Origin of the sequence: Idiomarina aquatica, assembly GCF_003987185.1 — a bacterium.
Classification (GTDB): domain Bacteria; phylum Pseudomonadota; class Gammaproteobacteria; order Enterobacterales; family Alteromonadaceae; genus Idiomarina; species Idiomarina aquatica.
In genome coordinates this window covers 168537-181613 of record NZ_PIPS01000001.1, presented here as the reverse complement: position 1 = coordinate 181613, position 13077 = coordinate 168537, and the positions used below count along the sequence as shown (strand labels likewise).

Below are 13077 nucleotides of genomic sequence, written 5' to 3'. Positions count from 1 at the left end.
TAATTTTAGTTGTAGCGACGTTAGCGCTTCTGTCGCTTTTGGTTTAAGTGTTCTGTCGTTAAGTGTTCATGCAACAACTGTTCTACGTAAGGTTGTTGCGGTTCTGTTAGTAATAGTTCGGTTTTCTCAAACGCGATCATTTTACCACGATACAAAATTAAGATCTTGTCAGCAATGTGTTTCACGATTTGCGGCGAATGTGTCACGAAAATGTACGAAATACCCATTTCCTGCTGGAGATCGAGCATTAGGTTAATAATTTGTGCTCTAACGGATGGGTCCAGTGCGACCAGCGCCTCGTCGGCCACGATGATTTGCGGCTCCAGAGCAATCGCGCGAGCAATGGCAACACGTTGTTTTTGACCGGTGGACAACATGTGCGGGTAAAACTCGTAATGTTCGGCCAGCAATCCCACCTTCCGTAAAATTTTCTTTACGTAATCATCGCGTTCCGCGGCACTCAGGCTGGTATTAAACAGCAGCGGCTCTTCCAGCTGTTGTCCGATGGTGCGCTGACTGTTGAGCGATTTCTCGCTGTCCTGAAAAATCATGCGGATATTCTGGCAGCGCTGCTTGGTGTTGTTGTCATACAGCTTCTGGCCGTTCAAATAAATGTCGCCGGAGGACGCGTTGTCGACTCCGGCCACCAGTTTCGCCAGAGTCGACTTACCGGAGCCGGTTTCACCCATGATCGCCAGTGTTTCGCCGGCCTCGAGCGTAAACGACGTGGGTTCCAGCGCAACGGATCTCGGGCTCCAGGGCCAATCGCGGCGACCACGAAACGTTTTGCTAAGGCCTTTTACTTCCAGTACATGGCTCATGATTGCGGCTCGTTTAACGGAAAATGACAATGAAACAGTTGCTCGTCACGGATCTGCGCCACCGGTGCTTTCACACATTGTTTTTGCGCGTACGGACAGCGCGGCCCCAGACGGCAGCCAATCGGCATATGTCGCAGGGTAGGGACCGCTCCCGGTAAAGTTGGTAAGCGCGATTTGCGGGGTAAATCGTCCTGATTTTGCAATGACATACGAATCATCGAATCAGTATAAGGGTGCGCCGGCCGTTCCAGAATGGTCTGCGCATCACCGGTTTCCATTAACTGCCCACAATACAGCAGGGTCAGGTTCTGGGTGGCCGGCAAAATCGACGCCACATCTTGAGTGATCAGTAACACCGACATATCCTGGCTGACCGCCAATTTGGTGAGCAGACGTTGGATTTGGTCGCGGGTTGACGGCTCCATCGCGGTGGTCGGCTCATCGGCGATCAACAGTTTTGGACGGTGAGCCACGGCAATCGCAATACTGACTTTTTGCGCAATACCTTCGGACAACTCAAACGGATAGCTTTTTAACACCTTATCATGGTCGCGCACACCGACCCGGTGCAGCAATTGTCGTGCACGGGTTTTACGATCGATGCGCCGGCGCAGAAACGTACCGGTGACGTCACCTTTAGGGATGGCTTCATCAATTTGCTGCTCGATGGTGTTGTTGGGGTCGAGATACGCGGCCGGATCCTGAAAAATCATCGCCATGTCCCGGCCGGTGACGGCGCGTCGCTGCTTACTGTTCATGGCCAGTAAATCCTGGCCGTTCCACCACAGGCGGTCAGCGGTGACGTGCCAGGCCGGGTTGATAACGCCAATCACGGCTTTAGCCAGCAAACTTTTACCGGAGCCGGATTCGCCCACGATGGAGTGGATTTCACCGGCCTTCAGTTGCAGGTTTACGCGGTCGAGAATGCGTACCCGACCTTGCGGCATATCCAGTTCGATGGTGAGGTTACGAATATCCAGTAAATCCATCAGTTCTCCATCCGTTGTTTGATTGCGCGGCGCAGACTGTCGCCGACCACATTGATGGCGGTGATGGTCAAGAACAGCGTAATCCCCGGCAACACCATCGACCAGGGCGATAAGTACACCTCATCAAGACTGCGGGACAGCATTGAGCCCCACTCCGGCGTCGGTGGTTGCACGCCAAGACCAAGGAAGCTGAGAGCGGCTATGTCCATAATCGATACCGATAATGCTACCGTCAGTTGCATCACCAACGCCGGTGTGATGTTGGGTAATATCACCCGATACATCAAATAGGTATTGGAGCAGCCATTCAAACGCGACGCAGTGACGTAGTCTTTTTGCCATTCGCTGTGTACCGCGTTGCGGGTGACATAAATAAACTGCGGAATTAACGACAGCGTGATGGCGATGATGGCATTGCCCAGACCCGGACCCAAAATCGCGATGATCACCAGTGCCAGCAAAAACGATGGAATGGTTAATACCCGGTCAAAGACCTGGCCGAATACTTGATATTTAAAGTTGCGATCAACACCGGCGACAGCGCCCATGAAAATGCCAAAGGTCGAGGCGACAATGACCGTAGCCAATGGCAGCGCAAAGCTGTAAACCGAGCCAATCAGCAGTCGCGACAACATATCACGGCCAAGGTCATCGGTACCGAACATATATTGCATATTACCGGCATCGGTCCACGACGGCGGGAGCGAAATGGCGTCGGTAAATTGCTGCGCCGGATCAAAGGGAGCCAGCAGCGGTGACAATAAGGTCACCGCCAGCAAAATGATCAAAAACCACAACGCCACCATGGCAGCAATGCGGCTGCGAAACGAGTACCAGACCAACTGCAGCGGTGAGGGATTATTATCCCGGTAATACAGGTCAGGTTGCGCCATAACGTTCCTCTCTGACAATCGGGAAGCGCCAACCGCGATAGAGTTCAAACAGCAGATTAGCAAACAATGTGGTGGCAACCAGGATCAGCAAGGCGGCCTGAATGACCGGATAATCCCGGTCAATGATGGCCTTCAGCAGCCAGGAGCCGATACCGGGCCAGTTAAAAATGGACTCGACAATCACGGCATTGGCTAACATCAGACCGAAGATAAAGGTCAGTTGTTGCAGAATACCCTGAATGGCATTGGGGATAGCGTGTTTAACCGCTACCCGCAACGGCGACAGGCCTCGGGCACGAACGGCTTTAATGTAGGGCTGCTGCATCACTTCGACGGTGGTGTTGCGCATCATCCGCAACAACAGCATGGCCGGCAGGCTGGCCAGTACAATCACCGGCAACACCATATGAGCCAGGGCATCGCGATAAGCTGCCGCTTTATGCGCCGAATCACTCAGGGCAATGTCGAGCAACACTGAACCCGACTGAGGTTCGATCAAAAACAGCGGGTCGATTTGGCCGGTAATGGGCAGCCAGCGCAGTTTCACCGCAAACAGCAAAATCAATAGCTGAGCCAGCCAGAACACCGGAATCGAGTAACCCCCGACCGCGATTGAAACAATGGTCTTGTCGACACCGGAGTGATAACGCATGGCGGCTAGCGCCCCCAGCGGCAGCCCGACCACCAAGGCCAGTAGCAAGGCCAATAGTAAGATTTCGGCGGTTGCCATAAAGGTGCGGGAAGCTTCCAGCCACACCGGCTGTTGGCTGACCAGCGAGTAACCCCAGTCAAAGTTGATCAGATTTTGCAGGTAATAAACGTATTGCATGACGAGATTATCGTCACCGCCGCGTAACGCGAATTCGCTGGCGTAGCTGTCACTGATGGCGCGGATACCGGACATATTGGTGATCACGTCGCCGGGAAACAGCCAGTTGAGCAGAAAACTGAACACCGTCAGCAACCACAACGCCAGCGTAAAATAAATCAGTCGGTGCAGTAAAAAACGCGTCATGGCTTAAGCTCCTTGCCGGCTCGCCGAAAACTGATGCCGCCATAAGGAGGCAGCTCAACCCCGGTGACAAAGTCCTGTTGCGCTTGATAGCGCATCGAGTGGGCGATCGGCAATAACGGCACCTGCTGGTTCAGCAGATCCTGCGCCGAACGGTACAACTGGCGGCGTGTCTCGGTATCGGTGGTGGCGATGGCCTCCAGTAAAATTTGGTCGAAACCGGGATGACACCAGTTAGCGCGGTTACTGCCAATGGCAACGGCGGCGCAACTGAGCAACGGGCGGAAGAAATTATCCGGGTCGGCATTATCCGCATACCAGCCAATCAGCGCCGTATCGTGTTCGCCGCGACTCAGGCGGCGGCGGAAACTGTTCCATTCGTAGCTGACAATGCGGGCGTCGATGCCAACCTGAGCCAGGTCCGACTGCATCAGCTCGGCCATACGACGGGCGTTTGGGTTATAAACCCGCTGCACCGGCATGGCCCAAATGGTCATCCGGAAGCCATCGCGAACGCCGGCCTGACGCAGCAGTTGGCGCGCTTTCTCGGGGTCATAATCAACGTCACTACCATTGGCACTGTATGCCCACGAGGTCGGCGGCAAAATCGAGTCAGCACGCTCGGCGCTGCCATAATAGATGGCGTCGATGATGGCACGTCGATTGATGGCGTGGCTCAGCGCCTGGCGCACGGTGGGATCATCAAAAGGCTTTTTCTGCGTGTTAAAGGCCCAGAACGCCACGTTCGGGCTTACCTCTGATTTCACTTCAATTTGCGCCTGGTTCAGCGACTGCAATTTACTGACCAAAGGGTAGGGGATAACGTCACATTCGCCGGTCACCAGTTTTAACATCCGTTTATTGGCGTTGGGCGTTATCGAATACACCAGATGTTCAATTTGCGGGCCTTCACGCCAGTAATCCGGATTGCGGTTATAGCGAATAAAGTAATCTTTACGATAAGCGGCAAAGCGATAGGGACCGGTGCCGATGGGCTGATGGTCAATACGTTCCGGGGTTCCGTCGACTGCCAATTGGCCAGCGTATTCCGCCGACAGAATCACGGCAAAATCGGTGGCCAGATTGGCTAAGAAGGAGCTGTCAGCGTTGTTAAGGATAATATCAATGGTCATGGTGTCGACTTTCACCACCCGTTTGATCAATTTATCCAGCCCGGTTGCTGTGAAAAATGGGTAATTGCCGCCACCAACGTTATGGTACAGCGACGTTGGGTCCAGCCAGCGGTTAAAACTGAAGATCACGTCGTCGGCGTTAAACGGCCGCGACGGGGTAAAATAGGCTGTGCTATGAAAGGCCACGCCGTCGCGTAATTGAAAGCGGTAGCGGGTACCGTTGTCGAGCGCCTGCCATTGTTCGGCCAATGCCGGCACAAACTGCTGCGTTTCGGCGTCGTAATCGATGAGGCGATCGTACAATTGCGCCGCAGTGGCATCGACGGTTGTGCCTGAGGTAATACGTTGCGGGTTAAACCCTTCCGGATTACCCTCAGAGCAGTACACCAGCCCTTTTCGAAGCGGCTCGGGCAATTGTTGTTCATTACTGCAGGCAATGCTGAATAGACCAAGCACTAAAGGCAGCGTCATTCGCAGATTAATCATTATCGCCGTTGGTACCTTCCAGTAGTTGATATTTTTTAAGATAACCCCGTAACTGATGATAGGTTAATCCTAAATGCTTCGCGGTCTTCTTCTGGTTAAACTGACACTGTTTGAGGGCCTCTTTCAACACCCGAATTTCAAACGCTTGTGATTCCTGTTTTAAATCCAGTGGCTCACTGACGTCCAAGCGCGGCTCGGCGACCGCCGCCGCGGGTGCCGGCGCTGTTGTTGCCGCGGCCGGAGTTGCTGCCGCTGTCGGCGTTGTGGTTGCAGGGTTGGCTGGCCGCGCCTGCGGACGGAACGGGCTGTCAAAGGGATCAAGTACAATCTCCGAGACCGGAATATGACCGTTACCGACCCGATAGACACTGCGTTCGATGACGTTTTTCAGCTCCCGTACATTACCCGGCCAATCATACTCCAGCAACAACCGCTTTGCTTTTTCGGTAAAGCCACTGAACAATTCATATTCCAATTCCCGCGCCATGGCAATGGCAAAGTGTTCCGCCAGCACCAGAATGTCCTCCTGACGCTCGCGCAGCGGCGGCAGGGTAATCACATCAAACGCCAGCCGGTCGAGTAAGTCGTGGCGAAACTTGCCCTGTTCCGCCAACGTCGGTAAATCCTCGTTGGTGGCGGCAATTAAGCGGGTATCGACTTTTACCGGGCGTGAACCACCGACGCGTTCAAATTCGCCGTATTCAATCACCCGCAGCAGTTTTTCCTGCACCAGCATCGACGTATTGGCCAGCTCGTCCAAAAACAACGAGCCACCGTCGGCGCGTTCAAAACGACCCTCATGGCGTTTGCTGGCACCGGTAAAGGCGCCGGCTTCGTGGCCAAATAATTCACTTTCGAGTAAGTTATCGTTAAGGGATGCGCAGTTTAGGGTAATGTATTTCTGATCCCAGCGTTGCGACAGAAAGTGGCAGCGCTGGGCAATCAGCTCTTTACCCGTACCGCGCTCACCGATGATCAGGATCGGTTTATTCAGCGGAGCCACTTGCGAGACGTGTTCCAACACTTCGACGAAGCTGTTGGACTGACCGATGAGGTTATCCTTTTGGCGAAATTGGCTCATGTTAGGTAAAATCCCATTTTTATAGTTATTTTTGCCAATTATTAGTCGAACTTACAAATAAGTGCAAGCGGACAATCGTTTTATTTCAATAAAAATCTAACAAAAACAGATGGTTAAGTCGAATTTAAAAGTTGGCCTGATTGTTGAATACCTAACAGCAGAGGTCAATCATGGCCACTTATTCGAAACACCAACTGTGAGGTAATTATTATGGGTATTTTTTCACGTTTTAGCGATATCGTGAACTCGAATATCAACTCGCTTCTGGATAAAGCAGAAGATCCACAAAAAATGGTGCGCCTGATCATTCAGGAAATGGAAGACACACTGGTTGAAGTGCGTTCTACCTCCGCTCGTTTACTGGCCGAGAAAAAAGACGTGCAGCGTCAGCAGCAGCGCGCGGAACACGAAGTGCTGGACTGGGAAAGCAAAGCCGAGCTGGCACTGTCTAAAGAGCGTGAAGATTTGGCTAAGCAGGCGTTGATTGAAAAACAAAAAGCGCAGCAAGTGGTTGAATCGTTGCAGCACGAAATCGACCGTGTTGACGAAAGCCTGGATAAACTGAACGACGAAATCGGTCAGTTACAGGAAAAGTTAGCCGATGCTAAAGCTCGTCAGAAAACCATTCTGATGCGCCAGAAGACAGCGACCAGCCGTCTTGCGGTTAAGCAGCAGGTCGACAGTAATAAAGTCAACGATGCGATGGAAAAATTTGACCGTTACGAAGCTAAGATTGATGATATCGAAGCACAGGTTGAATCCTATGATTTAGGCAAACGTACGTTGCGCGACGAGTTCGCTGAGCTGGAAAACGAAGGCAAAGTGAATGATGAGCTGGAAGCGTTAAAAGCTCGCATGAAAGCCAAAGCAAAAGGCGGCGAGTAACCGCAACGCTAATCGACTCGACTAGGAACGGATTATGGAAAGCATTTTAGGACTGTTAGTTGCGCCAATTATCTTATTCACGATTTTTGTCGCACCCATCTGGCTGATTCTGCATTACCGCAGCAAGAAGCAGGTGAACAAAGGTTTAAGTGACGAAGAGCGCATGCAGTTAAACCAAATGGCTGAACAGGTTGAAAAAATGCGTGACAGAATCAAGACGCTGGAACGCATTCTGGACGCCGATGCGCCCAATTGGAGGGAGCACATATGAGCTCAGGCAAACGTGAATTGCGTCGTAATACCGAAAAAGGCAAGCTGGCCGGCGTTTGCGCCGGTCTTGCCGACTACTTGAATGTTGAGGCCTGGATCGTTCGCGTGGTGTTTTTCACCGGCTTTATCTTCTCAAGTGGCTTTTTCTTCATTTTGTATGTGGCCGGCTGGCTGATACTGGACAAGGCGCCGGCACAGTTGTCACAGGCACACCATGTTAATGTAAAAAGCAGTGTGTATCAGGCCGGCGAGCCACCACACCGCGCGTTTCGGGAACTGAACCAGGAACTGAGTGAACTGGAACAGGAACTGCAACGGATGGAAAAGTACGTGACCTCGAACCAGTACAACTTACATAAGGAATTCAGTAAGCTGTGAGCCGAACGGAAAAGTTAGCCGAACAGGTTTCTAAACGAGCCCGCGATCTTCTCGACCGCGGGCTCGATCGTCATGTCCGCCTGGCCGTCACCGGCTTAAGCGGCGCCGGCAAGACGGCGTTGTTGACCGGGCTGCTGGAGCAGATGTTGTACGCCAATGACAGCAACCGCTTGCCCTACTGGGCGGTGCGTTCCGAACGGCGCTTGCAGGGCGCAAGGCTGGTTCCGAGCAGTCAGTGGTCCGTTGCACGCTTCGATTATGAGACCGCCATCGCCGCTCTGACTGCCGAAACGCCGGGCTGGCCGCAGTCGACCCGTGATGTCAGCGAAATTCGGGTGGAATTAAAGTACAAACCGAATAAAGGACTGGCCAGTAAACTCAGTGATACCCGCCGGCTGACACTGGATCTGATCGATTACCCGGGTGAATGGTTGCTGGACTTGCCGATGCTGGGCTTAACCTATCAGCAGTGGAGCGAGCAGCAAAGCCGGCTGGCACAACAGGGCGTGCGACAACAGATTTTTGCGGACTGGCAGGCACGGGTGGCAGCCAGTATTGAGCAGAGTCAGGACACTGATGAAACCCTGCGCCGTCTGGCACGTGATTATCAGCAGCAACTGCAACGCTGCAAACAGGAATTTGGCCTGTACTTTTTGCAGCCAGGACGTCATCTGCTGCCCGGCGAACTGGCGGATGCGCCGGCACTGGACTTTTTCCCCTGGCCACAACACCTGAGCCTGCCGGCAGCATGGCGCGACTCGTTAGAAGCGAAGTTTAGCTACTATCAACAGCAGGTCATCAAACCGTTTTATAAAAATTATTTTCAGGACTATAACCGGCAAATCGTTTTGGTGGACCTATTGTCGGCCTTGCAGGCCGGGGAAGATGCCTTGTCTGAGTTGCGCTTAGCCCTTGGCGAGTTAATGAAAAGCTTTGAATACGGCAATAATTCGTTGTTGAAACGGTTACTGTCACCACAAATTGACCGAGTAGCGCTGGTCGCATCAAAAGCTGATCACGTCGCACCGGAGCAACACAGCGCCATGCGTCAGTTATTGGGTCAATTGCTGCAACAAAGCCGACAGCAGTTGGACTTTGAACGCATCAGCTATCAGTTGTTTGCGGTGTCCGGCATTGCCGTGGCGCAGCCCGGTAAACTGGCCGATGGCACGGTGGTGCTGGACGGTTGCGATGAAGCAGGGCAGCGCGTGCGTATCGGCGCACCAACGGTGCCGGCAAACTGGCCGGATCGTGAGGCATGGGCGCAAGGTTTCGCCTACCCACGACTGTCGCCGCAGTTTGTCAGCGGCCAGTCACCCTTGCCGCACGTGCGCCTGGATCAATTACTCGAATACCTACTTGGGGACAAACTGTTATGAGCCAGCCAAAACAAGGTAAGGCGCAACTGACCTATTATGACCCTGATCAGGAACCGGCAGCCGCCGTCGACGTGGATGAGGCAGATACGCCTCAAGCACATGCCGATGCGCTTAGCATCAATGAACCGCTAACGAGTTCGCCCAACCGGCGAGTGCGACGCTGGCTGCTGATCAGTCTGCTGTTACTGCTGGCGGCGGTATCGATCGAAACAACCTTATTATTATTGGAAAGTTTTCAGCAGCACTGGCTGCTCGGCGCGTTGTGGGCGAGCGGTTTAGGTATCGCGTTGCTGAGTTTAGGCTATTTTATCGGGCGAGAATGGTTGTTGCTGCGGCGCCTTAAGCGCCGCTGGCAGCGTCAGCAGCACACGGCACCGGCGCAGCTATTAGCCGATCTGAAGCACCCGGATTTACACGTGCTCTGGCAGCAAATCGAGCAACCCTACTGGAACGACGATGAACGTCAGGAACGCTTCGAGAAGGACATTCTCAGTCGGGTTGATCAGCAGGCCCAGCGCATCATCAGCAAACGGGCGGCGGAATCCGCAGCGCTGGTTGCGGTTAGCCCCAGTTCAATTGCCGATATGCTGTTATTGCTGTGGCGTAATCAGCGCATGATTGCGGATGTCGCACGCTGTTATGGTGTCGAGCTGGGCTATTGGAGCCGCGTACGTTTATGGCGTCAGATCCTGGCTAACCTGGCCTACGCCGGCATCAGCGAACTGGTGGTTGACGTAGGTACCCAATGGCTCAGTGCCGAGTTGATGAGTAAATTGTCGGCCCGCGCCGGGCAAGGGTTGGGGGCCGGCTTATTGACCGCGCGGTTGGGGTTTCAGGTGATGTCGCTGACCCGACCGTTACCCTTCCACCATGTTAAACGACCCGGTTATGGGCGCTTACAGAAAGAGTTGTTAACCCAGCTCAGCCAGTTATTGCCGGGCATTTATCGCGCCTCGACACGTACCCCAAATGAGCCGCATAAACCCTAGTGGAAAATTTCCGTTACAGTAAAGCCCGCACTTGTTGCGGGCTTTTTTGTTGCCAATAACAGACCCCGCAATGCACTCTTAGTGTTAACAACATTGTAAAAAAAGTGGTTATAAACGGGTCAATATGACAGCGCATCACGACAAAAATAATAACAATAAAAAACAGTGGCAATTGGCGACCAAGGTGATTCATGCCGGTAGCGGCCATGATGATCCTCACGGCGCACTGGCATCGCCGTTATATCAGACATCAACCTTTAAATTCGCTGATGCGGATCAAGGTTCGGCGCGTTTTGCCGGTGAAGAGGCCGGGTATATCTACAGCCGTCTCGGCAATCCGACCACCCATGAACTGGAAACCCGGGTGGCAGAGCTGGAAGGCTACGAAGCTGCGGCGGCTGCGGCAACCGGTATGGGCGCGATTGCAGCCTGTACCATGGCCTTTTTAAGGGCCGGTGACCACATCGTGGTATCCGATGCCATTTACGGTTGCAGTTTTGCGTTGTTCAGCGAACTGTTTGAACGCTTCGGCGTGCACGCCGACTTTGTCGACCTTAACGACACTGATGCCTTGCAGCAATCGCTGCAGGACAACACCCGGCTGGTATTTTTAGAAACGCCGGCGAACCCGCATCTAAAACTGGTCGATATTGCGGCTGTCAGTCAGGTCATCGCCGGCCGCGATATTCGCCTTATCGTCGACAATACCTTTATGACGCCGCTGTTACAGCAACCGAAACAACAGGGCGCCGATTTGGTGGTGCACAGTGCCACCAAGTTTTTAAACGGTCATGGAGACGTGGTCGCCGGCATCGTCTGCGGCAGCGCCGAAGACATCGCGCTGATTAAGGGCACTACGCTTAAGGATATGGGCGCGACCATCAGCCCGCACGATGCCTGGCTGATTTTGCGAGGCTTGAAAACATTAGACGTGCGGATGCAGCGGCATTGTGAAAACGCCGAGAAAGTGGCGGATTTTCTGGTGCAGCACCCGGGGGTACGGAAAGTGTATTATCCGGGACTGGCGGATCACCCACACCATCATCTTATCGGCACGCAAATGAAACATGCGGGGGCGGTGATTGCGCTGGAACTGGAAGGTGACGAGGCACAAGCACGCTATTTTCTCAATCAGTTGCAGATGATTCCGCTGGCGGTGAGCCTGGGTGATGCCGAAACGCTGATCCAGCATCCTGCGTCAATGACGCACTCGCCGTACACGCCGGAAGCACGACAAAAGGCCGGCATAACCGACACGCTGGTGCGCATTGCTGTTGGTCTGGAAGCCGCCGATGACATCATCGCTGACTTACAACAAGCATTAACAGCCAGCCAACAGCGCTGGCAACAAACGGCATAAGCCGGGTCATAATTACGTTTCACAGAACAAGAGGAAGGTATGGGTAAAGAAAGTAAGTACGTATCCAAACAGCCGGACGAGAATGGCATCATTCATTGGACCGACGAAGAGAATGCGATTTGGCATGACCTGGTAGAGCGTCAGCTAAAATGCATTCCCGGGAAAGCGTGTGACGAGTACATGAAGGGACTCGAATTACTGGATCTGCCCAAGGATAGACTGCCACAGTTGCACGAAATTAATGCGGTGCTGGAACGCGAAACCGGCTGGCAGGTCGCTGCAGTACCAGCGTTGATCCCGTTTGATGAGTTTTTCCGGTTGTTGGCGAACAAACAGTTCCCGGTGGCGACCTTTATTCGTACGCGGGAAGAATTTGACTACCTGCAGGAACCGGATATTTTCCATGAGATCTTCGGTCACTGCCCACTGCTGACCAATCCGGCGTTTGCGCATTTCACCCATCAATACGGTAAATTGGGTTATGCGGCATCGCCGAAAGAGCGGGTGTATCTTGCCCGTCTGTATTGGTTTACGGTCGAGTTCGGTCTGATGAAAACCGCACAAGGGCTGCGCATTTATGGCGGCGGTATTCTGTCGTCTCCGGCAGAAACCGAATACGCGGTGAACAGTGATAAGCCGGAGCGTAAACCCTTAAAAGCCTTGGATGCGCTGCGCACACCGTATCGGATTGATATCATCCAGCCGATCTACTACACCATAGAAAGCGTCGATGAACTTTACGAAATTTCCGATATGGATATTATGGCGCTGGTACAGGAGGCGATGGAGCTGGGATTATTTGAACCCAAGTTTCCGCCAAAACCAAAGACCGACGTCGCGTAGCGAGCGCCAGATAAGGTTCAATGGCTTGCGCCGGTGGCGCAAGCACAGTAACTCATTTACCAAACATGAAAGGAGCAATGATGTCTCTAGACAGCGAGAAGTGTGAAGCCTGCCGTGGTGATGTGCCTAAGGTCAGTGACGACGAACTGAAAGAACTGATGCGTGAAATTCCTGAATGGACACCGATCACCCGTGACGGCGTGATGATGCTGCAACGGGAGTATACATTTAAAAACTTCCGTCAGGCATTAGCGTTCACCAACCGTGTCGGCGAGATTGCCGAGCAGGAAAAGCACCACCCGGAGATTACCACCGAGTGGGGCAAAACCACCGTTACCTGGTGGACTCACGCCATTGACGGCCTGCATCGCAACGACTTCATTATGGCGGCGAAAACCGACAAAGTACTTGATGAAGACTCCGCGTAACCAGGCGCACACCGAATAATTCGACCAATGGAATAAAACCCCGGCCGAGTGCTGGGGTTTTTACTATCTGTCACCGTCACTTTGCTGTATCATTTGCTTTACAAGACGTTTTTTGACGAACCGGTGACAA

At 53.1% G+C, this 13077-nt stretch carries 14 protein-coding genes; 8 read left to right on the top strand and 6 right to left on the bottom strand.

The genetic code is table 11. From position 1 onward, the window contains the following. Positions 1-20: 20 nt before the first annotated feature. The 6 genes from CWE23_RS00925 to pspF are packed head-to-tail and all read right to left on the bottom strand — an operon-like array spanning position 21 to position 6415. Complete coding sequence (locus tag CWE23_RS00925) at positions 21-821, bottom strand: ATP-binding cassette domain-containing protein (protein WP_105306228.1); 801 nt, start codon at positions 819-821, stop codon at positions 21-23. Beyond that, the gene (locus CWE23_RS00920) at positions 818-1810 is read right to left on the bottom strand and encodes an oligopeptide/dipeptide ABC transporter ATP-binding protein (protein WP_105306229.1); all 993 of its coding nucleotides are present in this window, start codon (positions 1808-1810) and stop codon (positions 818-820) included. Before CWE23_RS00920 ends, CWE23_RS00925 begins: the two co-directional genes overlap by 4 nt. Further along, entirely contained in the window at positions 1810-2703 is an 894-nt protein-coding gene (locus tag CWE23_RS00915) for an ABC transporter permease subunit (protein ID WP_105306230.1), read from the bottom strand. Before CWE23_RS00915 ends, CWE23_RS00920 begins: the two co-directional genes overlap by 1 nt. Next, complete coding sequence (locus CWE23_RS00910; RefSeq protein ID WP_126819146.1) at positions 2690-3718, bottom strand: ABC transporter permease; 1029 nt, start codon at positions 3716-3718, stop codon at positions 2690-2692. Before CWE23_RS00910 ends, CWE23_RS00915 begins: the two co-directional genes overlap by 14 nt. After that, a complete protein-coding gene (locus CWE23_RS00905) occupies positions 3715-5319 on the bottom strand; it encodes an ABC transporter substrate-binding protein (protein ID WP_241970503.1) in 1605 nt (534 codons plus the stop codon). The genes CWE23_RS00910 and CWE23_RS00905 overlap by 4 nt, the downstream gene beginning before the upstream one ends. A 7-nt stretch (positions 5320-5326) precedes the next feature. Then, positions 5327-6415 carry a phage shock protein operon transcriptional activator gene (gene pspF, locus CWE23_RS00900; protein WP_105306233.1) on the bottom strand — a complete coding sequence of 363 codons (1089 nt, stop codon included), beginning with the start codon at positions 6413-6415 and terminating at the stop codon, positions 5327-5329. A gap of 210 nt (positions 6416-6625) precedes the next feature. Here pspF and pspA point away from each other — a divergent pair, with 210 nt between their 5' ends. The 8 genes from pspA (at position 6626) to CWE23_RS00860 (ending at position 12947) form a co-directional block, all read left to right on the top strand. Continuing rightward, positions 6626-7300, top strand: coding sequence for a phage shock protein PspA (gene pspA / locus CWE23_RS00895; protein ID WP_126819145.1), 675 nt, complete (start codon positions 6626-6628; stop codon positions 7298-7300). Between the two features lie 34 nt (positions 7301-7334). After that, entirely contained in the window at positions 7335-7571 is a 237-nt protein-coding gene (gene pspB / locus CWE23_RS00890; protein ID WP_105306235.1) for an envelope stress response membrane protein PspB, read from the top strand. Further along, positions 7568-7948, top strand: coding sequence for an envelope stress response membrane protein PspC (pspC, locus tag CWE23_RS00885; RefSeq protein WP_105306236.1), 381 nt, complete (start codon positions 7568-7570; stop codon positions 7946-7948). Before pspB ends, pspC begins: the two co-directional genes overlap by 4 nt. Then, the gene (locus tag CWE23_RS00880) at positions 7945-9327 is read left to right on the top strand and encodes a YcjX family GTP-binding protein (RefSeq protein ID WP_126819144.1); all 1383 of its coding nucleotides are present in this window, start codon (positions 7945-7947) and stop codon (positions 9325-9327) included. The genes pspC and CWE23_RS00880 overlap by 4 nt, the downstream gene beginning before the upstream one ends. After that, complete coding sequence (locus tag CWE23_RS00875) at positions 9324-10316, top strand: YcjF family protein (RefSeq protein ID WP_126819143.1); 993 nt, start codon at positions 9324-9326, stop codon at positions 10314-10316. Before CWE23_RS00880 ends, CWE23_RS00875 begins: the two co-directional genes overlap by 4 nt. Before the next feature lie 124 nt (positions 10317-10440). After that, a complete protein-coding gene (gene megL / locus CWE23_RS00870; protein ID WP_126819142.1) occupies positions 10441-11676 on the top strand; it encodes a methionine gamma-lyase in 1236 nt (411 codons plus the stop codon). A gap of 39 nt (positions 11677-11715) precedes the next feature. Further along, positions 11716-12519 (top strand): phenylalanine 4-monooxygenase, encoded by an 804-nt coding sequence (phhA, locus tag CWE23_RS00865; RefSeq protein ID WP_105306240.1) that lies wholly within the window; start codon positions 11716-11718, stop codon positions 12517-12519. Positions 12520-12596: 77 nt separating this feature from the next. After that, positions 12597-12947 carry a 4a-hydroxytetrahydrobiopterin dehydratase gene (locus CWE23_RS00860; protein WP_126819141.1) on the top strand — a complete coding sequence of 117 codons (351 nt, stop codon included), beginning with the start codon at positions 12597-12599 and terminating at the stop codon, positions 12945-12947. The last annotated feature ends 130 nt before the right edge of the window (positions 12948-13077 follow it).